Source organism: Streptomyces chiangmaiensis (assembly GCF_036281785.1).
GTDB lineage: Bacteria > Actinomycetota > Actinomycetes > Streptomycetales > Streptomycetaceae > Streptomyces > Streptomyces chiangmaiensis.
On record NZ_JAYWVC010000047.1, the window covers coordinates 21,151 to 46,027 of the forward strand.

The 24,877-nt window shown below is 71.5% G+C and carries 24 protein-coding genes and 2 pseudogenes; 14 read left to right on the forward strand and 12 right to left on the reverse strand.

Going from position 1 to position 24,877, the window contains the following annotated elements; all coding sequences use genetic code 11:
* Nucleotides 1-245 precede the first annotated feature (245 nt).
* Entirely contained in the window at nucleotides 246-1,076 is an 831-nt protein-coding gene (locus tag VXC91_RS16580; RefSeq protein ID WP_329508023.1) for a DeoR/GlpR family DNA-binding transcription regulator, read from the forward strand.
* 81 nt (nucleotides 1,077-1,157) lie between these two features.
* Complete coding sequence (locus VXC91_RS16585; protein WP_329508024.1) at nucleotides 1,158-1,676, forward strand: SRPBCC family protein; 519 nt, start codon at nucleotides 1,158-1,160, stop codon at nucleotides 1,674-1,676.
* Here the strand turns inward: VXC91_RS16585 and cds1 are convergent.
* On the reverse strand, nucleotides 1,644-2,768 hold the full coding sequence (cds1, locus tag VXC91_RS16590) for an L-cysteine desulfhydrase Cds1 (RefSeq protein ID WP_329508025.1): 1,125 nt from the start codon (nucleotides 2,766-2,768) through the stop codon (nucleotides 1,644-1,646). The two genes, VXC91_RS16585 and cds1, sit on opposite strands and share 33 nt — an antisense overlap.
* 388 nt (nucleotides 2,769-3,156) lie before the next feature.
* Between cds1 and VXC91_RS16595 the strand changes: the two genes are divergently transcribed.
* Together VXC91_RS16595 and VXC91_RS16600 are read left to right on the forward strand one after the other, a co-directional pair.
* Nucleotides 3,157-3,480 (forward strand): hypothetical protein, encoded by a 324-nt coding sequence (locus tag VXC91_RS16595; protein WP_329508026.1) that lies wholly within the window; start codon nucleotides 3,157-3,159, stop codon nucleotides 3,478-3,480.
* Nucleotides 3,481-3,722: 242 nt separating this feature from the next.
* Nucleotides 3,723-4,250 (forward strand): ATP-binding protein, encoded by a 528-nt coding sequence (locus tag VXC91_RS16600; RefSeq protein ID WP_329508027.1) that lies wholly within the window; start codon nucleotides 3,723-3,725, stop codon nucleotides 4,248-4,250.
* 52 nt (nucleotides 4,251-4,302) lie between these two features.
* Here the strand turns inward: VXC91_RS16600 and VXC91_RS16605 are convergent, their stop codons facing one another.
* From VXC91_RS16605 to VXC91_RS16620, 4 genes are all read right to left on the reverse strand, one after another.
* Entirely contained in the window at nucleotides 4,303-6,864 is a 2,562-nt protein-coding gene (locus VXC91_RS16605) for an ABC transporter permease (protein WP_329508028.1), read from the reverse strand.
* Nucleotides 6,861-7,688: an ABC transporter ATP-binding protein gene (locus tag VXC91_RS16610; protein ID WP_329508029.1), complete on the reverse strand. Its 828-nt coding sequence runs from the start codon at nucleotides 7,686-7,688 to the stop codon at nucleotides 6,861-6,863. The genes VXC91_RS16605 and VXC91_RS16610 overlap by 4 nt, the downstream gene beginning before the upstream one ends.
* The gene (locus VXC91_RS16615; protein WP_329508030.1) at nucleotides 7,685-7,972 is read right to left on the reverse strand and encodes an SHOCT domain-containing protein; all 288 of its coding nucleotides are present in this window, start codon (nucleotides 7,970-7,972) and stop codon (nucleotides 7,685-7,687) included. Before VXC91_RS16615 ends, VXC91_RS16610 begins: the two co-directional genes overlap by 4 nt.
* A gap of 182 nt (nucleotides 7,973-8,154) precedes the next feature.
* The gene (locus VXC91_RS16620) at nucleotides 8,155-9,393 is read right to left on the reverse strand and encodes an ROK family protein (protein WP_329508031.1); all 1,239 of its coding nucleotides are present in this window, start codon (nucleotides 9,391-9,393) and stop codon (nucleotides 8,155-8,157) included.
* 322 nt (nucleotides 9,394-9,715) lie between these two features.
* Between VXC91_RS16620 and VXC91_RS16625 the strand changes: the two genes are divergently transcribed.
* Together VXC91_RS16625 and VXC91_RS16630 are read left to right on the forward strand one after the other, a co-directional pair.
* Complete coding sequence (locus tag VXC91_RS16625; protein WP_329508032.1) at nucleotides 9,716-10,201, forward strand: hypothetical protein; 486 nt, start codon at nucleotides 9,716-9,718, stop codon at nucleotides 10,199-10,201.
* 103 nt (nucleotides 10,202-10,304) lie between these two features.
* Nucleotides 10,305-11,228, forward strand: coding sequence for a hypothetical protein (locus VXC91_RS16630; RefSeq protein WP_329508033.1), 924 nt, complete (start codon nucleotides 10,305-10,307; stop codon nucleotides 11,226-11,228).
* Nucleotides 11,229-11,314: 86 nt separating this feature from the next.
* On the opposite strand, the gene VXC91_RS16635 is transcribed toward VXC91_RS16630, so the two are convergent.
* Entirely contained in the window at nucleotides 11,315-11,887 is a 573-nt protein-coding gene (locus tag VXC91_RS16635; protein WP_329508034.1) for a TetR/AcrR family transcriptional regulator, read from the reverse strand.
* 211 nt (nucleotides 11,888-12,098) lie between these two features.
* Between VXC91_RS16635 and VXC91_RS16640 the strand changes: the two genes are divergently transcribed.
* Both VXC91_RS16640 and VXC91_RS16645 read left to right on the forward strand, forming a co-directional pair.
* Nucleotides 12,099-12,812, forward strand: a complete 714-nt coding sequence (locus VXC91_RS16640; protein ID WP_329508035.1) for a DUF2218 domain-containing protein — start codon at nucleotides 12,099-12,101, stop codon at nucleotides 12,810-12,812.
* Between the two features lie 147 nt (nucleotides 12,813-12,959).
* The gene (locus VXC91_RS16645) at nucleotides 12,960-14,090 is read left to right on the forward strand and encodes a methyltransferase (RefSeq protein ID WP_408057395.1); all 1,131 of its coding nucleotides are present in this window, start codon (nucleotides 12,960-12,962) and stop codon (nucleotides 14,088-14,090) included.
* 31 nt (nucleotides 14,091-14,121) lie between these two features.
* Here VXC91_RS16645 and VXC91_RS16650 read toward each other — a convergent pair whose 3' ends face one another.
* Together VXC91_RS16650 and VXC91_RS16655 are read right to left on the reverse strand one after the other, a co-directional pair.
* Nucleotides 14,122-15,006, reverse strand: a complete 885-nt coding sequence (locus VXC91_RS16650; protein ID WP_329508037.1) for a class II fructose-bisphosphate aldolase — start codon at nucleotides 15,004-15,006, stop codon at nucleotides 14,122-14,124.
* The gene (locus tag VXC91_RS16655) at nucleotides 14,979-15,926 is read right to left on the reverse strand and encodes an SIS domain-containing protein (RefSeq protein ID WP_329508038.1); all 948 of its coding nucleotides are present in this window, start codon (nucleotides 15,924-15,926) and stop codon (nucleotides 14,979-14,981) included. The genes VXC91_RS16650 and VXC91_RS16655 overlap by 28 nt, the downstream gene beginning before the upstream one ends.
* A gap of 123 nt (nucleotides 15,927-16,049) precedes the next feature.
* Here VXC91_RS16655 and VXC91_RS16660 point away from each other — a divergent pair, with 123 nt between their 5' ends.
* The 4 genes from VXC91_RS16660 (at nucleotide 16,050) to VXC91_RS16675 (ending at nucleotide 21,149) form a co-directional block, all read left to right on the forward strand.
* Nucleotides 16,050-16,829, forward strand: a complete 780-nt coding sequence (locus tag VXC91_RS16660) for a DeoR/GlpR family DNA-binding transcription regulator (RefSeq protein ID WP_329508039.1) — start codon at nucleotides 16,050-16,052, stop codon at nucleotides 16,827-16,829.
* A gap of 123 nt (nucleotides 16,830-16,952) precedes the next feature.
* Entirely contained in the window at nucleotides 16,953-18,788 is a 1,836-nt protein-coding gene (locus VXC91_RS16665) for a glycoside hydrolase family 15 protein (RefSeq protein WP_329508040.1), read from the forward strand.
* Nucleotides 18,789-18,885: 97 nt separating this feature from the next.
* Nucleotides 18,886-20,073, forward strand: a complete 1,188-nt coding sequence (locus tag VXC91_RS16670; RefSeq protein WP_329508047.1) for an MFS transporter — start codon at nucleotides 18,886-18,888, stop codon at nucleotides 20,071-20,073.
* 335 nt (nucleotides 20,074-20,408) lie between these two features.
* Nucleotides 20,409-21,149 carry a maleylpyruvate isomerase family mycothiol-dependent enzyme gene (locus VXC91_RS16675; RefSeq protein WP_329508041.1) on the forward strand — a complete coding sequence of 247 codons (741 nt, stop codon included), beginning with the start codon at nucleotides 20,409-20,411 and terminating at the stop codon, nucleotides 21,147-21,149.
* Between the two features lie 39 nt (nucleotides 21,150-21,188).
* On the opposite strand, the pseudogene VXC91_RS16680 reads toward VXC91_RS16675, so the two are convergent.
* A pseudogene (locus VXC91_RS16680) lies at nucleotides 21,189-21,324 on the reverse strand (MarR family winged helix-turn-helix transcriptional regulator); the annotation flags it as partial.
* 36 nt (nucleotides 21,325-21,360) lie between these two features.
* Between VXC91_RS16680 and VXC91_RS16685 the strand changes: the two are divergent.
* Nucleotides 21,361-21,453: pseudogene (locus VXC91_RS16685) on the forward strand (DUF6332 family protein); the annotation flags it as partial.
* On the opposite strand, the gene VXC91_RS16690 reads toward VXC91_RS16685, so the two are convergent.
* The 3 genes from VXC91_RS16690 to VXC91_RS16700 form a co-directional block, all read right to left on the reverse strand.
* The gene (locus VXC91_RS16690; protein WP_329508042.1) at nucleotides 21,414-22,079 is read right to left on the reverse strand and encodes a response regulator transcription factor; all 666 of its coding nucleotides are present in this window, start codon (nucleotides 22,077-22,079) and stop codon (nucleotides 21,414-21,416) included. The pseudogene VXC91_RS16685 and the gene VXC91_RS16690 overlap by 40 nt on opposite strands.
* A complete protein-coding gene (locus tag VXC91_RS16695) occupies nucleotides 22,076-23,305 on the reverse strand; it encodes a sensor histidine kinase (protein WP_329508043.1) in 1,230 nt (409 codons plus the stop codon). Before VXC91_RS16695 ends, VXC91_RS16690 begins: the two co-directional genes overlap by 4 nt.
* A gap of 156 nt (nucleotides 23,306-23,461) precedes the next feature.
* Nucleotides 23,462-24,154 carry a TetR/AcrR family transcriptional regulator gene (locus VXC91_RS16700; protein WP_329508044.1) on the reverse strand — a complete coding sequence of 231 codons (693 nt, stop codon included), beginning with the start codon at nucleotides 24,152-24,154 and terminating at the stop codon, nucleotides 23,462-23,464.
* A gap of 267 nt (nucleotides 24,155-24,421) precedes the next feature.
* Here VXC91_RS16700 and VXC91_RS16705 point away from each other — a divergent pair.
* A partial coding sequence (locus VXC91_RS16705) for a nitroreductase/quinone reductase family protein (protein ID WP_329508045.1) occupies nucleotides 24,422-24,877 on the forward strand: 456 nt, incomplete at its 3' end.

Genomic DNA, 24,877 nt, shown 5'->3' on the forward strand with positions numbered 1-24,877 from the left:
GTGTCATGTGCAGGCAGATGATCGCCGCTGTCCCGGGCGCGCACACCCGTTCTCACGGAATCTCCCCGATACGGGTGACGTGATGAAGTGCGGAAGGTGATTCCCGAGGTACGGGGGGTGGCCTCATCCATGGCAACCCGTGCGAGGATGGGGCGTCCTCGGCTTTGACGGCGGGAGAATGGCCTTGTCGGAGCCGGTATGGATGCCATGTCGGGATGGATCGGGCGAAAGGGAGCGAAGCGGACGTGAGCGAGAATCAGAACCTCCTCGCGGAGCAGCGCCGCGCCCTGATCCTCGACGAGGTGCGACGGCGCGGCGGCGTCCGGGTGAACGAGCTGACCCGGAAGCTGGGCGTCTCCGACATGACGGTCCGCCGCGACCTCGACGCGCTCGCCCGCCAGGGTGTGCTGGAGAAGGTCCACGGCGGTGCGGTCCCGCTGGTGGAGGCGAGCACGCACGAGCCGGGGTTCGAGGCCAAGTCGGGCCTGGAGCTGACGGCCAAGGAGGACATCGCCCGGACCGCCGCCGAACTGGTCGCGCCGGGCACGGCGATCGCACTGTCCGGCGGGACGACGACATACGCGCTGGCCCACCATCTCCTCGAAGTGCCGGAGTTGACCGTCGTCACCAACTCCGTGCGCGTGGCCGACGTCTTCCACTCGGCACAGCGCACCTCCGGCCAGCGCCAGGGGGGCGCCACGGTCGTGCTGACCGGTGGGGTGCGGACCCCGTCCGACTCACTGGTGGGCCCCGTAGCCGATCAGGCGATCGCGTCTCTCCACTTCGACGTGCTCTTCCTGGGTGTGCACGGGATATCGGTGGAGGCGGGCCTGTCGACGCCGAACCTGGCGGAGGCCGAGACCAACCGGCGGCTCGTACAGTCCGCGCGGCGTGTCGTGGTGGTCGCCGACCACACCAAGTGGGGCACGGTGGGCCTGAGTTCGTTCGCCGCGCTGGAGCAGGTCGACACGCTCGTGACCGACGCGGGGCTGCCCGCAGAGGCGCGGGAGGAGATCGCGGAGCACCTCAGACGGCTCGTGGTGGCCGGGGAGACCGAAGAGGACACAGACAACTGACGGACCGCCAGCTATGGTGACGCCGACCCGCACCACCGCTTGCGTTCGGGAACCCGGTGTTCCCGCGAGGAGGTTCCGTCCATGGCACGCCTGTTGCGCCCGGTGGGACTCGACTTCACGAAGACCGCTCCCGTGCGGCTGGTGTTCGCACGGGAGGTCACGGCACCGCCAAGGGCGGTCTTCGGCGCTCTCGCCCATGACGTCCACGGCTGGAGCGAGTGGTTCTCCGCCGTGACCCACGCCCGGCCCCTCGACGACGGCACCCGGCGCGAGGTGCGCCTGACGGGCGGCACCCGATTCCGGGAGACGGTCGTCGCGGCCAAGCCGAACGAGGTCTACGCGTACCGGGTCGACGAGACGGGCGTGCCCGGGATCCATGCGCTCCTGGAGGAGTGGCGGCTCACACCGGCCGGTACGGGCACACGGGTGCAGTGGACCTTCGCGGCCGACGGGTCGGCGGTCTTCCGGTTCGCGCTCAAGGGTGCGCGCGGGGGCCTGGGACGCGCGTTCCGCCGCGCGGTGACGGCACTGGACCGGAGGCTGGCGGCACAGGGCGCCGGACCGGAGTCAGTCCGGCCACACCCCGGTCTCCAGGAGTGACTCGATCGCCGCCGTGTACGGTGCGATGTCCAGCCCCTGCTCGGCGAGCCACGTGTCCGAGTAGTACTTGTCCAGATACCGGTCACCCGGGTCGCACAGCAAGGTCACCACGCTGCCTGTGCGCCCGTCGGCCACCATCTCCGCGACGATCTTCAGCGCGCTCCACAGACCCGTGCCCGTGGAGCCGCCCGCCTTGCGGCCGATGGCCGCTTCCAGGGCCCGTACGGCGGCGACGGTCGCCGCGTCCGGGACCTTCATCATCCGGTCGATGGCACCGGGTACGAAGCTGGGCTCCATCCGCGGCCGGCCGATGCCCTCGATGCGCGAGCCGCGGTCACAGGTGACGTCCGGGTCGCCCGTCGTCCATCCGTCGAAGAAGCAGGAGTTCTCAGGATCGGCGACGCAGACGCGGGTGTCGTACTGCATGTAGCGCACGTACCGCGCGACGGTCGCCGAGGTGCCTCCGGTACCGGCCGTGGCGACGATCCACTCGGGCTCCGGGAACCGCTCCAGCTCCAGCTGCCGGAAGATGGATTCGGCGATGTTGTTGTTGCCCCGCCAGTCCGTGGCCCGTTCCGCGTAGGTGAACTGGTCCATGTAGTGGCCGCCGGTCTCCGCCGCGAGGGCGGCCGAGGCCTCGTACATCTTCCGCGAGTCGTCCACGAAGTGGCACCGCCCGCCGTGGAATTCGATGAGTCGGCACTTCTCTGCGCTCGTCGTGCGCGGCATGACCGCGATGAAGGGCACCCCGATGAGCTTGGCGAAGTAGGCCTCGGAGACGGCCGTCGAACCGCTTGACGCCTCGATCACCGGGCGGCCGGGACGGATCCAGCCGTTGCACAGCGCGTACAGGAACAGTGATCGGGCGAGACGGTGCTTGAGACTGCCGGTGGGATGGGTCGACTCGTCCTTCAGATACAGATCGATCCCCCAGTGCTCCGGCAACGGGAAGCGCAGCAGATGCGTGTCGGCCGAGCGGTTGGCATCCGCCTGAACCCTGCGGACGGCCTCGTTGAGCCACGAGCGGTACTCGGCGTCGCTGCGGTCGACGTCGTACGTCCCGCCGGGGCGGGTGATCTGCGGAGTGCTCACCGCGGGACTCCTTACCGGGGTGTTCCGACACCGGGTTCACACGGCCGGACGCCTCGATCATAGACACCTTTCGCAGCGCTTCTCACCTGCATAAACAGGCCTTTGAGCAGCCCAAAGCCACCGCTGGGGTGGACGGCGGAAAACGGTGGGGGCGCATCTGCGCGCGTGCGCCGGACACCCCGCGCGACCTCGCCGTGCACACTGGTGAAAGACGCCGGGTGCGGGCAGACTGCACGGCGTGGGGCGCCGACCGGTGCGGCCGGACCGCGCACGCCGGACCGTACGGGAAGCGCACGGGATCACGAGCAGACTCGATGGGGCCACCCCGGACCGCGGCCCATGAGCGATCCGGACCGGACACAGCCGACGCACAAGGGGGCGGGACAGCATGGCGGAGCCGGATTTCACGGCCACGGGCGTGCGGATCGGAAAGCGGCTGCGGTCGCTCACCCGAGCCGGGGAAGTCCGGATCAGCGACGGCAGACTGCGGTTGCTCACCAGCTACGGCAGTGAGATCGACAGTGCGCCGGTGCAGGCGGTGCGCGCGTCGAAGCCCTGGTTCGCGCCGGTGGACCGGGCGTTGGCCGATGTCAACGGCACCCGCTACTCACTGACCCTCGGCGACCACGACCCCGCGCCGGGTCAGCCGGGGCCGCCGTCGGCGCGCCGATTCATCGAGGCGGTCCGCCGGGCAGCCGGGCGCGGCGGCTGAGCGCGGCGCGAGTTGCAGGACGTCACCCGTTGCGTCACGCTGGTTTCACCTCACTCTGGGTTTACCGGCGATAACGCTGAAGAACCAGCCGCCGGTCACGTCAGCGGGCGGCCCCCGTACGAAGCCGTTCCGCACCAAGCGGCCGGAGTACTCCGCCGCACAGCAGGCGGCGAGTACACCCAGCCCTCCTGCTGGATCCGATCTCCGTCTTCTTCCGGACCTCAATTCGGGGAGTCGCAGCCGTGATCAGCCAGCCTCGCAGGCACTGCACGGTGGAGCTCCAAGCCCTGCCGTCGCGGATCGGACAGGTCCGCAGAATCGTATCGGCGCAGTTGCGCTACTGGCACCTCGATCCCTTGATAGACCGGGCCGCGCTTGGTGTGACGGAGCTGTTGACCAATGTCCACCTGCATGCTCAGCCCGACAAGATCTGCACCGTGGAGATGGAACTACTGCTCGACCGGCTCACCGTCTCGGTGCACGACCACGATCCGCGGCTGCCGGTGTTGTGTATCGCGGACGTCTCCGCCACCAGCGGACGCGGTCTCGCGATGGTCGCCGCGGTCTCCGCCAGCTGGGGGGCGCGCCCGGACGGCGACTCGGGCAAGGTCGTCTGGTTCACGCTTCCCGCGCCGTCGTCGGCGCCGTACCGTCCGGTGCGCACCCTCACGCCCTACGAGGCCGCGCTCGAGACGTCGGCCCGCTCGCTCACGATCGACGAGCGCAGGACGGAACACGTTTCTCCCGCCCGGTCCGCCGTTGCCGGCTGACCGGGCGGTGAGCCCGCCTCCAGATGCGTCGCTGGCGCGGGCCTTGTGCGGATCACTCCGCGGCGATGGCACGCAGGACGTCCAGACGGGCAGCTCGCCGGGCCGGGCGCAGACCGGCGAGCGCACCGGCCGCGAGGCCCACCAGCACCACCACCGCGAGCCGCACGGGAGGCAGCGCGAAGGCGAACGCGGTGTCGGACGCACCGCCGGAGGCCTCCACCAGGACCCAGCCGAGGAAGGCACCCAGGACCAGCCCGCCGGCCGTGCCGAAGGCGGCCACGAGGACCGACTCCCAGCGGACCATGGCCCGCAGTTGGGACCGTGTCTGCCCCACGGCCCTGAGCAGACCCAGCTCGCGGGTGCGCTCATGGATCGCCAGCGTCAGGGTGTTGGCGATGCCGAGCAGGGCGATGAGCACCGCCAGGGCCAGGAGCGCGTAGACGAGGCTGAGCATCATGTCGATGCCTCCCGCCGACGACTGCGCGTACTCGTCCCGGGTCTGCACCGACGGATTGCCGTACTGCGCCACCACCTTCCGCACCGCCGCCTTCCCCTCGGCCAGGTCCACGCCGGGCCTGAAGGAGACGGCTACGAGAGAGTCGGCGTCCTGGGTGCGGTGCGGGGCCCAGGCGGCACGGGTGATGACGTAGTCGCCGGTGAGTTCCGACCGGCCGTAGACCGCTCGGACCGTGAACGGCCGCGTCGTGCCGTCGGTGAAGGTGAGACGAGTCGTGCCGCCGACCTTCAGATGCTGCCGGCCGGCCTCCTGCTCGGTGACCGCGATTCCGTCGGTGCCGAGGCGGTCCAGAGAGCCGCGCACGGTGCCGAGGTCGAAGACCCGCCCCAGGGCGACAGGGTCGGTCACGGTCAGAGCCCGTCCTTTGCCGTCGACCTTCGCCACTGCGCGGCCGAGACCCACGGCGTCCGCCACGACGGGCTGCCGCGCGATCGCGGGGGCCAGCTTCGGGCTGAGTCCGCTGCCGCCCGCCCCGAAGGACGGGGTGCTCACGACGACGTCGCCGGCGAACGAGCGCGACACGGTCTGGTCCATCGTGGCCTTGAGGGATGCGCCGAACACGGTGAACAGCGACACCACGGCGACACCGATCATCAGCGCGCTCGCGGTGGCCGCGGTCCGCTTGGGACTGCGCAGGGCGTTGCGGCGGGCGAGGCCGCCGGTGACGCCGCGCAGCCGGTCGACCGGGGCGCCGAGCACGCGGACCGCCACCCGGGACGCGGCCGGGCCGAGCACCACGAACGCGGCGAGGGCGAGCACGGCGCCCAGACCAGCGGACCAGAGGGAGGGGCTCAGCAGTACTCCGGTCAGGGTGCTCGCCAGGGCCGCCGCCGCACACAGGCCGCCCACGACCGTGCACGTGCGTGAACCGCCGGACTGGTCGACGGCGCTCTCCCGCAGCGCGGCCAGCGGTGCGGTGCGTCCGGCCCGTACGGCGGGCAGCAGGGCGGAGCCGAGGCAGACCAGGATGCCGACCACGAGCGGCAACGCCAGAGACAGGGCGCCGATCACCAGTCCGCCGTCGGGGAACGGGAATCCGATGGCGGGGAAGAGGGCCTGCAGCCCGGCCGCGATACCGAGGCCGCCCGCAAGCCCGACGGCCGAGGCCACGACGGCGACCGCACTCGCCTCGACGAGCGTGGCGACGGCGATCTGCCGGCGCGAGGCGCCGAGCGCGCGCAACAGGGCGTTGTCCCGGGTGCGTTGGGCGACGACGATCGCGAACGTGTTGTGGATGGAGAAGGTCGCCACGAGCAGCGCGACTCCGGAGAACACCAGGAGGAAGGTGGTGAACAGGGAGAGGAACTGGCTGGAGATCATGTCGGTGTTCTCCCGTGCCGACTCCTGGCCGGTGATGGCCTCGACTCCCTTGGGCAGTACGGGAGTCAGCTCGGAGACGAGCCGCGTCTGGCTCACCCCGGGCCCGGCCCGCACCTGGATGCTCGCGGCCTGACCGGGCCTGGCGGTGAGGTACTTCTCGGCGTCGGCCTGAATCATGCCGGTGAAGGTCACCTGCGCCATGCCGTCCTGGCCGCCGAAGGTGGCGAGCCCGACGATCGTGACCTTGACGGGGTCGGGCGTGCGCAGAGTGGTCGTGTCGCCGATCCTCAGACCGCCCTTATCGGCGGCGCCCCGGTTGACGACGACCTCCCCGCTCTTCGCCGGGGCCCTGCCCTCGGCGATCCGGTACGGGTTGAGCTGAGGGTCGTTGATCCAGTTTCCCGCGAGGGTGGGCGGGCCCTGGCCGCCGACGGGCGTGCCGTCGGCGCCCACGAGTTGGCCCCTGCCCTGGATCTGAGGTGCCGCAGCGGCGACGCCGGGGACCTTCTCGATGGTGGGGACCAGCGAGGTGTCGACGGGCTGCCGCACACCCTGGCTCTCGCCGGGCGTGGTGATGGTGTCGGCGCTGCGCACGACGGCGTCCGTGCCGGCCGTCGCGTCGCCGAACATACTGCTGAAGCTCGCGCGCAGCGTGTCACCCATGACGAGCGTGCCCGCCAGGAAGGCCACGCCGAGGAACACCGCGAGGAACGTACCGGCGAAGCGCCTCTTGTGAGCGCGCAGAGAGGACACGCTGAGGCGCAGGGAGGCGTTCATGACCTCACCTCGAAAGCCTTCATACGGTCGAGGACCTTGTCGGGCGTCGGCGCTTCCATACGGTCCACCAGGCGCCCGTCTGCGAGGAACACCACCTCGTCGGCGTGGGCGGCGGCGACCGGATCATGGGTGACCATGACGACGGTACGCTCCGTCTCCCGCACCGCGCGGCCGAGCAGGCCGAGCACCTCCTCGCCGGAGCGGGAGTCGAGGTTGCCGGTGGGTTCGTCGGCGAAGACGACGTCGGGCCGGCCTGCGAACGCCCGGGCCACGGCGACGCGTTGCTGCTGGCCGCCGGAGAGCTCGGCGGGCCGGTGGTGCAGCCGGTCGCGCAGTCCGACGACGTCGACGAGGGCATCGACCCACTCCGGATCGCCCCGGCCGCCGGCCAGGTCGATGGGGAGCGTGATGTTCTCGGCGACGGTGAGCGTCGGCACCAGGTTGAAGGCCTGGAAGACGAAGCCGATCCGGTCGCGGCGCAGAAGGGTCAGACGACGGTCGTCCAAGCTGCTCAGGTCGGTGTCGCCGATGAGGGCGGAACCGGAGGTGAGCGTGTCGAGTCCGGCCGCACAATGCATCAGCGTCGACTTGCCGGACCCCGAGGGCCCCATGATCGCGGTGAAGCGGCCGGCCGGAAAGGCGACGCTCACCCCGTCCAGGGCCCGGACCGCGGTGTCGCCGCTTCCGTACACCTTGACGGCGTCGACGACCTGCGCGGCCGGCCGTGAGGTGGTCGTCGCGGAGGCGGCCCGATGAGGTTCCCGCGAGGTGCTGTGCTCCGGGGGGACTTCGTTCGCGGTGGTGGTCGACCGGCTGGAGCTCATGCCGCACCGCCCTTACCGATGCGGCCGAACTGGTCGTCGAGAACGGAGAGACGACGCCAGTACTCGTCCTCGTCGATCTCTCCGGAGGCGAAGCGGCGGCCGAGCACGGCGATGGGCGAGTCGCCCACCGGACGGCCGTCCACACCGCGCCAGGGTGCGCCGCGGCCACGCCAGGCGGTACGGCGCAGGACGGTCACGACGCCGACCACGACGGCCGCCCAGATCAGCGGGAAGAACAGAATCCAGGGGCCAGGACCACCGTCCCAGTGAGCCAGGGTCTGCATCTCGGGTCATCTCCTCGGTGCGTTTCTGCGGGATGCCTCGAGACTGGCGCCGGGTGGGGGTCCGGGTCGTCGTACGGCCAGCGGCAGTGCGTGTACCCCCACAGGAGTACGCGGGCGGGCGGCCCGTGCTCCCTGGAGACCTCGACGTCACGCCACGGGCGCACCGTGGTGGTGCCTGCGGCTCAGGCGAGTGCCGCCAGCGGATCGTCGAGCACCGGTTGCCAGGCCAGTTCCGCGGCTCCCACCAGGCTGTTGTGGTCCAGCGTGCAGGGGAGGATGGGGACTCCTCCGCTGCGGCCCCACAGACTGCGGTCGGCGACCACGGCCCGCAGCCGCTCGGGGTCGGTGTCCAGCAGGGTGCGGTGCAGCCCGCCGAGGATGATGCGGTCCGGATTGAGGATGTTGACCAGCCCGGAAAGGCCGAGGCCCAGCCGGTCGATCAGCGCCTCCACGGCGCTGCGGACGGCCGGGTCGTCCGGGTACCGGGTGCGGATGAGGTCGTTGGCCTGTTCCAGCTGCGAGACCTCGGGACCGGCGTCGCGGCCGGCCTCTTCGAGGAAGGCCAGCGGGTCCGCCTCCACGTCGAGGCAGCCGCGGCTGCCGCAGTGGCACGGGCGGCCCTCGGGATTGACGGTGAGATGTCCCACCTCGAGCGCCAGCCCCGAACTGCCGGTGTGCAGCCGCCCGTCGAGCACCAGCGCACCGCCCACGCCCCGGTGTCCCGTGGCCACGCACAGCAGGTCGCGGGAGCCGCGACCCGCTCCGTGCCGGTGCTCGGCGAGCGCGGCGAGGTTCACGTCGTTGGCGGCGAAGGCCGGTCCGGCGATACCAGCCGCACGCACGCACTCGGCGAAGATCTCCCGCACCGGCGCGCCCGGAGGCCAGGCGAGGTGGAGCGGGTTGAGGGCGAGTCCCTCGGGCTCGGCGACCGCGGACGGCACCGCGAGTCCCGCGCCCACACAGCGCCGCCCGGTGTTGCGCAACAGCTCGGTACCCGCCTCGACCACCGAACGGAGCACCTTCGACGGGTCGGCGTCGACGGCCTCGCAGCCGGGCGCGGTCGCGACGATCCGGCCGCCGAGCCCGACGAGCGCGGCCCGGAAGCCGTCCGCGTGCACCTGGGCGGCGAGCGCCACGGGCCCGCCCTCGGCGACCTCCAGCCGGTGCGAAGGTCGGCCCTGCGCCCCGGCGGCGGCTCCCGGATGCGCGTCGACCCGGATCAGGCCAAGTGCCTCCAGCTCGGCGGCCACCGCACCGGCGGTCGCGCGGGTGACGCCCAGTTCGGCGGTGAGCACGGCACGGGTCGGCGCACGGCCCGTGTGCACCAGCTCCAGCGCGGGACCGAGCGCCCCGCGCCCCCGGTCGAGCCGCGTCCGTGTGTTCCCTTCCCCTGTCGTCCGGGGGGCCGCCTTGCCAGTCATGAGGGCGAGTCTCCCATGATCCGCTCCGGGTCTGTCCGGAGGCCGCTGACCCGCAGCATGACGTTGAACCGACCCCCTGCCTCATCGTCACACGCGATGCCGCGGTCGACGACCCTCACCGACCGATCCGCGTCGGAGGGCGGCAGAGGTCGGGGCGTCGGGGACAGATCGTGCAGACCGCGCTCGTCCATCGCGCGGCCGGCCGGACGACTGCGTCCGACCGGTCGCGGACGTGAAGGGAACCGCTCCGAGCGATACCCTGCCCGGGTATCGTCGAGCCGGCCGGTAGAGGCCGGAGCAGCAGGCAGGAAAGGGGACGGCTGTGGGCAGCGGACAGGCAGGCAGGCGGGTTGCGGCCCGGCTGCTCGCGGTGTGCGCGGTCCTGTTCGGCCTGTTCCTCATGCATGGTGCTCCCGCCACCGCCGCTACGGGCTGCCACGGCGTTATGCCGGCGATGTCCTCGCCGATGCCCGGCGGCCACGACGCCATGCCCGCGATGCCCTCGCCGATGCCCGGCGGCCACGAAGCCGCCGCGGCGGCCACGGCCCACGCGTCGGACTCCGGTCAAACGCGTGTGGCCGTACGCGCCCCGAATGCTTCGAGGATGCCCGGGGCGCTGTGCGTGTCCACGCCGGCGCACGAGCGGATCCCGCTGCCGGCGCCCGGTCTGTTCGCCGTGGCAGCCGTCACGGCGCCGGCCGTCTGGATGCCGGCCGGACTACGGGCCGCCGGTGGCGGGACGAGGCGGCGGGGGCCGCCGGCCGGCGGACGAGATCTCCTGCGCCAGGTGTGCATCGCGCGGACGTGACAGACACGACGCCGAACCCCGGCAACGGCCGGTTCGGTCCCGTGCCCTGTTCGTCTCCGCGCGCCACCGGTGTGGTGCGCCCACCCGGAAGGACCACCACTCGATGTTCGTCTCGTCCCGTTTCACCATGCGCCGCGCCGTCGCCACGGCCGGCACGACAGCCGCTCTCGCGCTGACCCTGGCCGCCTGCGGATCCGCCGGCGGCTCCGCGTCCATGCCGGGCATGGACCACGGCACCAAGCGCTCCGCGTCGTCCTCACCCAGTGCGTCGTCCTCGATGGGCGACATGCCGGGCATGGATCACATGGCCGACCGCAACGGCCTGTCCGACACCCAGGACGGCTACCGCCTCGTCCCGAAGAACGCGACCCTGCCGTCCGGCAAGCAGGCCGCGTTCCGGTTCTCGGTCACCGGCCCGGACGGCAAGCCGGTCACCGACTTCGCACTCGACCAGACCAAGCGGATGCACTTCTACGCCATTCGCTCCGACCTGACCGGCTTCCAGCACATCCACCCGGCGATGGCCCCCGACGGGACCTGGACGGCCGACCTCGCCCCCCTGACTCCCGGCTCCTGGCGCACCTTCGCCTCCTTCACCCCCGGTGCCGGGCCCGGGAAGGACAAGGACCTCGTCCTCAGCCGCACCGTCACCGTCCCCGGCAACGCCACGCAGACCCCGCTGCCCGCCCCGGCCACCACCGCCGAGGCAGACGGGTACATCGTCACCGTCAAGGGGGAGCCGATGGCCGGTATGGCGCACCCGCTTACCGTCCACGTGTCCAAGGACGGCAAGCCGGTCACCGACCTGCAGCCCTACCTGGGCACCTACGCCCACCTGACCGCCTTCCATCAGGGCGACCAGACGTTCGCCCACCTGCACCCGACCACCGAGGTCGACGGTGACAACGGAGGCCCGGACCTGTCCTTCCACGCCCAACTGCCCACCTCGGGCAGCTGGCGGCTGTTCCTGCAGTTCCGGACCGGCGGCACGCTCCACACCGCCGCCCTGACCCTGCACGTCGACTGACACCCGGCGGGGCGCCGTCCGGGCGGCGGCGCCCCGCTCCCGGCCTGTCCCCTCTCTTCCACGGTCCTCCGGGCTGTCCGAGGCGATCAAGGCGCGGGGCGCAACCCGGCCAGAGTGACGTCGACAAGACGGCCGACGGCGGACTCCGACGGCAGGCCGCCCGCCGCGCCGAGAGCGTGGAGACAGTAACCCGCCAGTTCGTCAGCCGCGATGTCGTCCCGGACCTCACCTGCCGTCGCCGCCTCGGCGATCACGTCACGGATCAGGCCGTGCAGATGCTGCTGCGCATGGGTGAGGTGCTCACCGCGGTGTACCAATGCAGCGAGTTCGGTGTGCTGACGCCGTCCGTGCATGATCCGCGCGTACGCGTACAGAACGGCTTCGAGCCCTTCGCCGGGAGTGCCTGCCTCGTCGCGGACGTGGGTGAGGTGTTCGAGGTGGGCCGCGACATGGCGTTCGTGCCAGGCGATGAGGATCGACTCGACGTCCGGGAAGTACTTGTAGAGCGTCGCGCGGCCGATGCCGGTCTCCTTGGCGATCTGCGACATCGTCACCGATGCCAGCCCGTGCTCGGCCACCAGCGCCACCGTCGTCTCCAAGGTCGCGTCCCGCACTGCGCGTCGGTGCGCCTCGATCGTCTCGTTCCACAGCTTCGGCACACCGCCAGGGTACGCGACGACCAGATTACGACACTTTGGCTTGTCATAGACACACTGTCTCGATAAATCTGTCGGGCACGCAGATCCGGACAGGGACCGAGGACACCCACGGCCGATGTGCCTGCCCACCGCCGGCCCCATGAGTTGCTGTCCCGTCCCCGGCCCACCGCTCTCGCCCGAACCTGAGCCGACCGATCACGAAAGGAATGCCATGCCCACCGCGGAAGCCCACGTACCGACCGACCGTGCGAGCCGGTACCTCGTCCAACTGTGCCGTCACACCGGCCAGATGAGCCGCCTACGGCACCGACCGCCGGCGCGACACGGCGGCGGTGCGATGCCTCCGCGGGTGCAGCACGTCGACTGGTCCGACACCGATGGGATCGTCCAGTTCGCCGAAGGCCGGTGGACGCTGCGCGCCGGCTCCGACACGCTGACGCTGCACGTCGAAGCCGATGACGAGGACGCCCTGCAGCGGCTCAAGGAAGGCATCGCCGCTCGCCTCGAGAAGATGGGCCGCCGCGACCGGCTGTCGGTGGCCTGGCAGCGGCCTCGGACGCCGGCATCCCCGCCCGGTGAAGTCACGGCCGTGGCCTCCTCGTCCGCACCGGGCGCCCGGGAACGCCGATGGCGTGGCACCACGATCGGCCTGGTGGCGGGTGGAGCACTGATCGTCGCCGTGCACCTGGGGCTGGGGGGAGCCGTTGTGGGAGCTTGGGCGTGGACGGGCTGGGCCGCCGACGCCGTCCTGGCGATCGTTCTTCTGAAGATCGTCTTCCTGGCCGGCCACGTCGTCCTGGGCCGCCTCGCCATCCGCCACCGAGTGGCGCTCAAGCCACACCGGCCGCTGCGGCACTCGCTGCGCCGGTCCACGCCCGCGACCCCACCGGCGGCCGAGATCACGGCCGACCAGGAGTTCTCATGAGTGTTCTCGACGTCCAGGGGGACACCCTGATTCGAGGCGTACGACAGCGCCGTGGTGACGCCTTCGCAGCCGCGGATCCGGCCGCCACCGCCGCGAAAAGGGGCCGACCTGCGGCTCGGCTAGCCTGGACGCACGATGAACGACCGCATGACCACGCCCTGGGGCTCGTACGCGCTGACCCGCTTCCCTGAGGATCCCCGCGACCGGCTGCGCGCCTGGGACGCGTCCGACACGTATCTGCTGCGCCACCTCTCGGCGAGCGGCACCCCGCTGGACGGCGCGGTCGTGGTCGTCGGCGACCGGTGGGGCGCGCTCACCACGGCGCTCGCGGGGCACCGCCCGACGCAGATCACCGACTCCTTCCTGGCCCGCGAGGCGACCCTCGGCAACCTCGCGCGCAACGATGTCGAGGCGGACGGCGTACGGCTCCTCACCACCCGGGACGCCCCGCCGGATCGCGTCGACGTGCTCGTCGTGCGGGTGCCGAAGAGCCTTGCGCTGCTGGAGGACCAACTGCACCGGCTGGCACCCGCCGTGCACGAGGGGACGGTCGTGGTCGGCACGGGAATGGTGAAGGAGATCCACACCTCGACGCTGAAGTTGTTCGAGCGCATTCTCGGCCCGACCCGCACCTCGCTCGCCGAGCAGAAGGCACGCCTCATCTTCTGCACCCCCGACCCGGCGCTCGGGCGAGGCGTCAACCCATGGCCGTACCGGTACGAACTCCCCGACGGGATCGGTCCGTTGTCCGGCCGGACCGTCACCAACCACGCCGGGGTCTTCTGCGCCGACCACCTCGACATCGGGACCCGGTTCTTCCTCGAACATCTGCCGCGCGGCCGGGGCGCCCAACGGGTCGTGGACCTGGGCTGCGGCAACGGGATCGTCGGTCTGGCCACCGCCCTGACCAACCCCGAGGCGGAGGTGGTCTTCGTCGACGAGTCGTACCAGGCGGTGGCCTCCGCGGAGGCGACCTACCGTGACAACACCGAGGGGTCGGCGGAGTTCCGGGTGGGCGACGGCATGTCCGGGGTACCGGCCGCAAGCGTCGACCTCGTGCTCAACAACCCGCCGTTCCACTCTCACCAGGCCACGACGGACGCCATCGCCTGGCGCATGTTCACCGGGGCACGGCGTGCCCTGCGGCCCGGCGGCGAGCTGTGGGTGATCGGCAACCGCCATCTGGGCTACCACGTGAAGCTGCGCCGCCTCTTCGGCAACAGCGAACTGATCGCAAGCGACGCGAAGTTCGTCGTCCTGAAAGCCGTCAGGAAATAGGGACCTGCATCATGTCCCCACCGGTGGGGCCCTACGGGGACGACCGTGCCGGTGCGTCGGCACCACCACCCATGAGGACGGTGACGAGGCGGGCCACGCTCTGGACCATGGCCTCCCGCCCTACAGCGAGATAGGCACGCGAGTCGACCGCTTCTGGGTGCGCCGCGAGGAACTCCCGGATCGCGCCCGTCATGGCGACGTTCAGGGCCGTGCCGATGTTGATCTTCGTGATGCCTCCGGCCACGGCCGCGATCAGTTCGCCGTCCGGCAGTCCTGAGGAGCCGTGCAGCACGAGCGGCACGCCGAGCGCGGCCCTCAGCCGCTCGAGCAGGGCGTGATCGAGCGCAGCGGTGCGCGTGGTCATCGCATGGCTGCTCCCCACGGCGACGGCCAGGGCGTCGATCCCGGCATCGGCCACGAAGGCCGCCGCCTGACCCGGGTCGGTCCGGGCCCCGGGCGCGTGCGGGTCGGGCGGCGGCTCGCCGTTCTTTCCTCCGACCTCCCCCAACTCCGCTTCGATCCACAGCCCTTGGTCGTGGGCCCAGTCGGCGGCGGCACGCGTGGCGGCGAGATTCTCCTCGTACGGCAGCCGGGCCGCGTCGTACATCACGGAGCTGAACCCGGCGCCAGGTGCCTGCCGCAGCAGGTCGTCGCTGTGGACGTGGTCGAGATGGAGGGCGACGGGCACGGCGGCACGGGCAGCGGCCGCGGCGGCTGCCCGGGCGAGTGGGAGCAGGCTTCCATGGCGGAACCTGACGGCGTTCTCACTGACCTGGAGCACGACCGGAGTTCCCACGGCCTCCGCTCCCGCGATCACGGCCTCGACGTGCTCCAGCGTGATCACGTTGAACGCGGCGACGGCACGGTGTGCCGCGGCGGCAGCGGTGATCAGCTCACCGGTGGTTGCGAGGGGCACGGTTCCTCCTTGCTTCCTCGGCCGGCGGCCGGATCGGCGGCCGGAGGGAGAATCACCGAGCGGGTCAGATGCCTCGGCCGGTCGGGGTCGAGCCCGCGGGCGGCGGCGACGGCGACGGCGAGCCGTTGGACACGGACGAGTTCGGCGAGCGGATCGAGATCGCCCGCCACCCACAACGCCCCCGTCTCCGCGACCTGGCCGGCGAGCCCCTCGGGCGGCTCGCCGAGCATCCAGGTGGCCGTGCCACGGGTGGTGACGCTGATGGGGCCGTGCCGGTACTCCATCGCCGGATAGGCCTCCGTCCAGGCCAGGGCGGCCTCGCGCATCTTCAGCCCGGCCTCGTTCGCGAGCCCGACCGTCCAGCCGCGGCCGAGGAAGGTGAACTGGGTGCAGTCGACGAGCCCTTCGGGCAGTGGTGTCTCGAGCGCCGTACGGGCGTCGGCGACCACGGCGTCCGTATGCCGGCCGAGGTGGGCACGGAGCAGGGTGAGCGCAGTGGTGGCGAACCGGGTCTGGACCACCGAGCGTTCGTCGGCGAAGTCGAGGGCGATCACGTCGTCGGCGGTTTCCGTCACGGGTGTGTGCGGGTCGCCGGTGATCGCGGTGGTCCGTGTCCGTCCCCGGAGCCGGCCGAGGAGGTCGAGGACCTCGGTGGTGGTGCCGGACCGGGTGAGGGCGACGACCCGGTCGTACGGGCGCCCGTAGGGGAACTCCGAGGCGGCGAAGGCGTCGGTCTCGCCCTGCCCCGACCACTCGCGCAGCGCGGCCGCGGACTGCGCCATGAAGAAGGAGGTCCCGCATCCCACGATCGCGACCCGCTCCCCCTCCGCGGGCAGCGTGTCCTTGTGCGCGTCCGCCTCGGCGGCGGCGCGGGCCCAGCACTCGGGCTGGCAGGCCAGTTCCTCTTCGACATGCGTCATGCCGTACCCCTCCCAAGTGCGTGTTCTTGCAAGATAGCGACTGGTTTCGAGCACAATCAAGCATGCTGCCCGAGATCGAGGTGAGCTAGGGTCGTCGGGACGTCAGGGAAACGGAGAGTGCGGATGTCGCGCGACGCCCGCTGGAAGGCACTGCTGGAGCTGCTCGTCGAGCGGGGCCGGGTGGATGTGGAGGAGGCGGCGGCCGAACTGGAGGTGTCGGCCGCGACCATCCGCCGGGACTTCGATCAGCTCGCGGAGCAGCAGATGCTGGTACGCACGCGGGGCGGGGCCCTGCGGCACGGTGTCTCGTACGAGTTGCCGCTGCGCTACAAGACGGCACGCCAGGCCTCGGAGAAGCAGCGCGTCGCCAAGGCCGTGGCCGAGCTGATCGCGCCCGGCGAGGCGGTGGGCCTGACCGGCGGTACGACCACGACGGAGGTGGCACGTGCCCTGGCCGTGCGAAAAGACCTCGCGTCGGGCTCGCCCGCGCTGACCGTCGTCACCAACGCGCTGAACATCGCCAACGAGCTGGCCGTACGCCCCCAGTTCAAGATCGTGGTGACGGGCGGTGTGGCGCGCGCACAGTCGTACGAACTCGTCGGTCCGCTCGCCGATGGCGTGCTGGGCCAGATCACCCTCGACGTGGCCGTGCTGGGCGTGGTGGCCTTCGACGTCACCCACGGCGCGGCGGCCCACGACGAGGCGGAGGCCGCGATCAACCGTCTGCTGTGCGAGCGCGCCGAGCGTGTCGTCGTGGCGGCGGACTCCAGCAAACTGAGGCAGCGCGCGTTCGCCCGGATCTGCGGCGTGGAGTCGGTGGACACGCTCGTCACGGACTCCGCGGCGGGGGCCGATGCGGTGCGGCCGTTCGAGGAGGCCGGCGTGCGGGTGATCGCGGTCTGAGATGCGGGCACCACCCGCTCGCGGACGGACCGCCCCGGGCGCCCGCTCCTCGTGCCCCAGCTGACCAGGGCGCCTATGCTGTTACCTGCGGTGGGGCGGTACCTGGTGCTCAGGGAGGCTGCGATGGCCGAGACGCCGTGCGACCGGTTCGCACCCGGAGAGTCGCGGTATCTGCCGATCGCCGACCACGGCCTCATCGGCGATCTGCGCACGGTTGCCCTGGTGGGGACCAACGGCACCATCGACTGGTACTGCTGCCCGGCCTTCGATCGCCCGAGCGTCTTCGCGGCGATCCTGGACGCGGACCGGGGCGGCTCCTTCGAACTGACGGCGACCGTGCCGGCCCGGACCAAGCAGTTCTACTTCCCCGACACCAACGTCCTGATCACGAGGTTCTTCACCGAGGACGGCGTCGGCGAGGTGCAGGACTTCATGCCCGTCGGCGCGGGCTGCGTCGAGGCCGATCGCCACCGGCTGATCCGGCGGGTGCTGTGCGTACGCGGTGCCCTCCCGTTCCGGGCGCGGATCGCCCCGCGGTTCGGCTACGGCGCCCAGCCGCACACCCTCAGTCTCCTCGGTGACGTGGCGGTCTTCGAGTCCGCCGACCTGTCGCTGGCCCTGACCGCCACCATGCCGCTGGAGGGGGACGAATCCGACGCCTGGGCCGAATTCAAACTCAGCGAGGGCGAGTCGGCGGTGTTCGCGCTGGACCAGGTCGATGATTCCCTCCCGCCCCGCATGTGCGCACGCGCCGAGGCGGAGAGGCAGTTCGCCACCACAGTGGCGTACTGGCGGCACTGGCTGGCCGCGTCACGCTACCGCGGCCGGTGGCGGGAGATGGTGCACCGCTCGGCCCTTACGCTCAAGCTGCTCACCTACGCCCCGACCGGCGCGATCGTGGCCGCGCCCACGACGAGCCTGCCCGAGCAGCTCGGCGGCGAGCGCAACTGGGACTACCGGTACGTCTGGGTGCGCGACGCCGCCTTCTGCGTCTACGCCCTGCTGCGCCTGGGCTTCACCGGCGAGGCCGCGGCGTTCATGCAGTTCCTGACCCGGCACATCACTCCGGGCGACGGCGGGCCCTCGGGCCCGTTGCAGATCATGTACGGCATCGACGGTCGGACCGATCTGCCCGAGCACGAACTCGACCATCTGGAGGGCCACCTGAGTTCCGCACCGGTGCGGATCGGCAACGCCGCCGCGGACCAGCTCCAGCTCGACATCTACGGCGCCCTCATCGACTCGGTCTATCTCTACGACAAGTGGGCACAGCCCATCTCCAGCGACCAGTGGGACGACGTCTGCGAGCTGGTGGCCTGGGTCTGCACGCACTGGGACCAGCCCGACGAGGGAGTCTGGGAGACTCGCGGCGGCCGCAAGAACTTCCTCTACTCCCGGCTGATGTGCTGGGTGGCGATCGAACGCGCCATTCGGCTCGCCAACCGCCGCGGACTGCCCGCCGACCTGCCACGCTGGCGCCAGGTGCGGGACACGATCTACCGGCGGATCATGCAACGGGGCTGGTCCGAGACGCGACAGGCCTTCGTCCAGCACGAGGACGGCGACGTGCTCGACGCCGCGGTGCTGATGATGCCGCTGGCCAAGTTCATCGCGCCCACCGACCCCAAGTGGCTGTCCACCCTCGACGCCCTCACCCAGGACCTGGTGTCCGACTCCCTGGTCTACCGCTACGACCCGCAGGCGAGCCCGGACGGGCTGCGGGGCGACGAGGGAACGTTCTCCATCTGCTCGTTCTGGTACGTGGAGGCGTTGGTCCGGGCCGGCCGCCTGGACGAGGCGCGGCTCGCCTTCGAGAAGATGCTCACCTACGCGAACCACCTCGGCCTGTACGCCGAGGAGATCAGTCACACCGGTGAGCAGGAGGGCAACTTCCCGCAGGCGTTCACGCACTTCGCGCTGATCAGCGCGGCGTTCAATCTGGACCGGGCGCTCGGCTGATCAGCCGCGTGGACCCGGCGGCTCCCTTGCCCCGCCCGGGCGGCCACCCTAGTCTGATTTTGTGCCGCTAATAAACAAAACCCGCTCGTCCAGCGTCGTGCCGGGCGGCGACCTCATCCGGCTCCGGATCGCCATCACCGTCTTCTTCGCCCTGGACGGCTTCATCTTCGCCGGCTGGGTGGTCCGCATCCCCGCCATCAAGGACCAGACGGGCGCCTCGGCCGGCACACTCGGTCTCGCCCTGCTCGGGGTCTCCGCCGGCGCGGTCGTGACGATGACCCTCATCGGGCGCCTCTGCCGGCGTTACGGCAGCCACCCGGTGACCGTGGTCTGCGCGGTCCTTCTGTCGCTGAGCGTGGCCCTTCCCCCGCTCACGCACTCGGCGCTCGCCCTGGGGCTCGTGCTGCTGGTCTTCGGGGCAGCGTACGGAGCCATCAACGTCGCGTTCAACAGCGCCGCCGTCGACCTGGTCGCCGCGCTGCGGCGGCCCATCATGCCGAGCTTCCACGCGGCGTTCAGTCTGGGCGGCATGGTGGGCGCCGGTCTCGGCGGACTGGTCGCGGGATCCCTGCCCCCCACCCGGCACCTCCTCGGGCTCACTGTGATCGGTCTGCTCGTGACCACGGCCGCCGGGCCCACGCTCCTGCGTCACGAGCCCTTGGTGCCGCCGGATCGCGTACGGCCGGCGGAACACCCCGCAGATCGTCTCGACGCCGGGACCCGGGGCCCGGTGACGGTCTTCGGCCTGATCGCCCTGTGCACCGCGTACGGCGAGGGCGCGCTTGCCGACTGGGGTGCGTTGCACCTGCAGCAGGACCTCCAAGCGCACCCGGGCGTCGCCGCCGCCGGCTACTCGTCCTTCGCCCTCGCCATGACCGTGGGCCGGCTGGGCGGCACGACACTCCTGGAACGGCTCGGGCCGGTCCGTACCGTGGTGGCCGGCGGCGCCACGGCCGCGGCGGGCATGCTGCTCGGCTCGCTCGCCCCTTCCGTGGGGGCGACGCTCGTCGGCTTCGCGGTGACGGGGCTCGGCCTCGCCAACCTCTTCCCGGTCGCGGTCGAGCGCGCCGGCAGGCTCGCGGGCCCGAGCGGTGTCGCGGTGGCCTCGACGCTCGGCTACGGCGGCATGCTCCTCGGCCCGCCCGCGATCGGGTTCATGGCGGACTGGTACTCGCTTCCCACAGCGCTCACCAGCGTCGCGGTGCTGGCCGCCGTCGCCTCGGCGATCGGGTACGGGACGCGCCGCGCGACCGCCGGTCGTGAAACCGCGGTGAAACCGCGCTGAAGCCGGGCCACCCGGCCCAGCCGGCCCGGCTCCGCTCCGAACCCGGTCCGCTGGAGCGCGCGGTGCCCGAACTCCTGTGCCATGTCAGCGCCTCGTACGCATCGGCGCGCCCCTGTACGCCATCGAGGACTTCGAGTTCGCCGTACCCCACTGAACATAGGGTCAGACGGTGCTCCGGAGTCCGGGCAGTGGCCGGGGGACGGCTTCCATCTGCTGCACCTTCCCGTCCGGCTCCGAGCGGACGCGCCCACGCGGTAGCGGAACTCGTGACCCGGCACCTCCTCGGTGCCCGTGCCGCTCTCCCGTCGGCGCACCGCGTCCGGCACACTCGCCTCATGGAGACTGCCGAGTTCGTACAGATCCTGAACCATGAAGGCGGGTTGCTGGCCGCCGCGGCCCAGGAGGCAGGCGTCGACGCGAAGGTGCCGACCTGTCCGGGCTGGCAGGTGCGGGATCTGCTGCAGCACACGGGTATGGTGCACCGCTGGGCGGCGGCCTTCGTCGCCCAGGGTTACACCTCACCCCGCCCCGACGGCGGGCTGCCGGACCTCGACGGCGCCGCACTGGCTGCCTGGTTCCGGGAGGGCCACCTCGATCTCGTGGACACTCTCTCCTCCGCCGCTCCCGACGTGCGGTGCTGGCATTTCCTGCCCGCGCCCTCGCCTCTGGCGTTCTGGGCCCGGCGGCAGACGCACGAGACGACGATGCACCGGTTCGACGCGGAGGCCGCACGCGGCGGCACGCCCACCGCCATCGGCCCCGCGCTCGCGCTCGACGGCATCGACGAGCTGCTGCTCGGCTTCCACGCCCGCCACCGGAGCAGGGTCCGCAGCGAGAAACCGCGCGTCCTGCGCGTGCGGGCGACGGATGCCGACGACGCCGTGTGGACCGTGCGGTTGTCGGCCGAGCCACCCGTGACCGAGCGGGACGATGCCGGCAGGGCGGACTGCGAAGTGGCCGGACCGGCGGAGCGGTTGTACCTGTCACTGTGGAACCGGCTGCCGTTCCCCGCCGTGACCGGTGACGCCTCGGTCGCGGCGCTGTGGCGCGAGAAGTCCGCCGTCACCTGGAGCTGAGCCGGATCACGGACGGGCCGACTCCGCAGCGCGTGGCCGTCAGTACATGAACATTCTCGTCGGCACCGCGCGCCGCACCGGGAGCACCTCGCCGTGCAGCGCGCCCCTTCGCCGTGAGCGCCACGCGCACTCCCCGCCGGTCCTCCGCACGCAGGGCTCGCTCGACCGGGCCTTCGTTCGTCCTCACGGGGCGACCGTGGTCTCACTGCTCCCCGTGGCACGCGTGGTCAGCGTGCTGGTCCGCTTCCGCCCCGGCACCACGGCTCAGCCCAGCCAACCCGGTCGAACCAGCCCCGACTCATAGGCGAGGACCACCAGCTGGGCCCGATCGCGGGCCCCCAGCTTGACCATGGTGCGACTGACGTGGGTCTTCGCCGTGAGCGGGCTGACGACCAGGCGGCGGGCGATCTCGTCGTTGGACAGGCCGATGCCGACCAGGGCCATCACCTCCCGTTCCCGCTCGGTGAGCCGGGCGAGCGAGGCAGCGGCCGCGGGTTCCTTGGAGCGGGCCGCGAACTCGGAGATGAGCCGCCGGGTCACACCCGGGGAGAGCAGGGCGTCGCCCTCGACCACCGCCCGTACGGCGCGCAGGAGTTCGTCCGGCTCGGTGTCCTTGACGAGGAAGCCGGAGGCACCGGAGCGAATCGCCTCGAAGACGTACTCGTCGAGCTCGAAGGTGGTGAGCATGACCACCTTCACGCCCCCCAGATCCGGATCCTCGGTGATGCGGCGGGTCGCGGCGAGCCCGTCGACCACGGGCATGCGGATGTCCATCAGCACGACGTCGGGGCGCAGTTCCCGCACCCCGCGCAGCGCCTCCTCGCCGTCGGCGGCCTCCCCGGCCACCTCGATGTCCGGCTGCGCGTCCAGCAGCGCCCTGAAACCGGCCCGGACGAGCGACTGGTCGTCGGCGAGCAGTACCCGGATCACACGTCCTCCTTGCGCTCGATGGACTCCTGGGCGGCCGCCTTCAGCGGCAGCAGGGCGAGGACCCGGAAGCCGCCGTCGTCGCGCGGACCGGCCTCGATCGTGCCGCCGAGGGCGGTGGCCCGCTCCCTCATCCCGGCAAGGCCGTTGCCGCTGCCGCCCGCGTCGGTACCGCTCGCCGGCCCGTCGTCGTCGACACGAAGGCGCAGTACGCCCTCCGCTGCTTCGACGTGCACACGCGCGCGCCGCGAGCCCGAGTGCCGGACGACATTGGTGAGGGCCTCCTGGACAATACGGAACGCGGCGAGATCGGTGCCCGGAGCCAGCCGCGGTGCCTCGCCCTCGACCGTGACCGTCAGACCGGCGCTCGCGGCCTGTTCGACGAGCTCCGGCAGCCGATCGAGGCCGGGCGCCGGCGCGCGCGGCGCGGCGTCGGGTGTGCGCAGGGTGTCGAGCACCTGGCGCACCTCCCCGAGCGCCTCCTTGCTGGCGGCCTTGATGGTGGTGAGCGCCGTGCGCGCCTGCTCGGGGTCGGAGTCGAGAAGCGCGAGGCCGACGCCCGCCTGAACATTGATCACGGAGATGCTGTGGGCCAGGACGTCGTGAAGCTCGCGGGCGATGCGCAACCGCTCCTCGTCGGCGCGCCGGCGGGCGGCCTGCGCGCGTTCGGCCCGCTCGCGCGCCCACTGCTCGCGCCGGACGCGCACCAGCTCCGCCATGGCCACGATCGCCACCACCCAGGTGGCGATGACCAGCTCCTGCCCCCAGGACGGAGGCGAGTCGCCCGGCGGCGGCAACCACCGGTACAGCCAGTGCGACACGAGCACATGCCCGGCCCAGAACACCCCGACGGCCGTCCACGCGGCCTTGCGGCGCCCGGCGACGAGGGCGCTGAAGCAGCCGACGGCGACGGTGAGAACGACGGGACCGTACGGATACCCGGCACCGAGGTAGACCATGGCGGCCACGGCCGTCGTGAACACGACGGGCACGGGATGGCGCTGCCGCCACAGCAGCACCCCACAGGCCACCAGCAGCAGCGCGTAGGCGAGGGGTCCGAGGTCGACTCGCTCGCCCTTCTGGTTCAGGGCCGAGAAGTGCGTACCGACGATCACGAACGCCGTGAACAGCAGGGTGGAGCGCCACGGAAGACGGGACCCTCGGGACTCCCGGTTCCACCACGGCGGCCCGGGCCACCGCCGCGGAACGTCTGCGCGCTGCTCCTGCATGAGGTTCACGCTAGACGCCCCCGGCCGGGTACGACGTCGGCCGGGCGAGGTGATCACGCGTACTCCCGGGGAAGTACGCCGGCCTCGTCCCCGCAGTCCACCCTGTCCTCAGCGCCCGGCCGCCAGCCCCTCGACCTCGGCGGCTGATCCTCAGGACTAGGGGAACACCAGGCCCACACCGTGGGCGAGTTGGGCCGCGGCATGACGGAAGAACGCCTCGCGCTCCTCCACCACATTGTTGAACTGCCCGAACAGCTCGAACCCGACCAGTCCGTACAGCTGCGCCCAGGCTGCCACCAGGGCCGTCACCGCCTCCGGCGGGAGGTCGGGCGCAAGCTCGGCGGCCATGCGCCGCGCCTCGGGCTCGAGTTCACCGGGCAGCCGGGTGCGGGCCACACCGTGCCGCCCGTACGCGTCGCGCACGATGCCGATCAGCAGGACCCCCACCCGGGCGGCGGGCGGGATGGTCGTCTCGGGCGCGGAGTAACCGGGCACCGGCGAGCCGTAGATCAGCGCGTACTCGTGAGGATGCGCGAGCGCCCAGCGGCGCACCTCTTCGCACACGGCGACCCACCGCCGCGCGGGGGCGATGTCGCCGGCCTTGGCGTCCGCGGCCTCCGCGGCCTCACCGAGGGAGTTGTAGGCGTCGATGATCAGCGCGGTGAGGAGGTCGTCGCGACTGGGGAAGTAGCGGTAGAGCGCGGAGGAGACCATGCCCAGTTCACGGGCCACGGCGCGGAGCGAGAGCCGGGCGGCGCCTTCCGCGGCGAGCTGCCTGCGGGCCTCGCCCTTGATGGCGGCGGTGACCTCGATCCGGGCGCGGGCCCGGGCTCCCTGTGGGGTGCTCATGCGGGGAGTGTGCCACGCTTGCAGAGCGGTGCACACATTACGGAGCGGCGCTCACTCTTCGGAGTGGCGCTCACCCTCGAGGCGCGGATCGGCGCTGTCCTGCTGGAGTGGCGCTCACTCTCGACTCCCATTCGAGAGCACCGCATCTAAACGAGAGCAGTGCTCTTGCATTGGACCGCCAATCTCCCCCACACTGTTCCTCGAGCGAGAGCACTGCTCTCGAAAACTGGGCGAGAGCGCCGCTCTCTCGGATTGGTGGGGGTCACCATGTCGTCTTCGTCATCGCCGTACTACCGCAAGGGCAGCCCGATGACCGTCCGCTTCAACAGCGTCGTCGGCTGGCTGGCCCGGCACGGGATCAGCCTCGCCGGCATGGCGGAGATGTCCGTACGCGGCCGCACGAGCGGCCAGATGCAGCGCATCCCGGTCAATCCCCATGTGTACGAGAGCGGCCAGTACCTCGTATCCGCCCGCGGGCACTCCCAGTGGGTGCGCAACATGCGTGTCGCCGGCGGTGGGGAGCTGCGCGTGGGGCGCACGGTCCGCGCGTTCACCGCGGTGGAGCTGCCGGACGACGAGAAGCTCCCGATCCTGCGTACCTACCTGGAGAAGTGGGGCTGGGAGGTCAATCAGTACTTCCAGGGAGTCACGGCCAAGTCCAGCGATGAGGAGATCATCGCGGCCGCCCCGGACCACCCGGTCTTCCGTATCACGGTCAAGAGT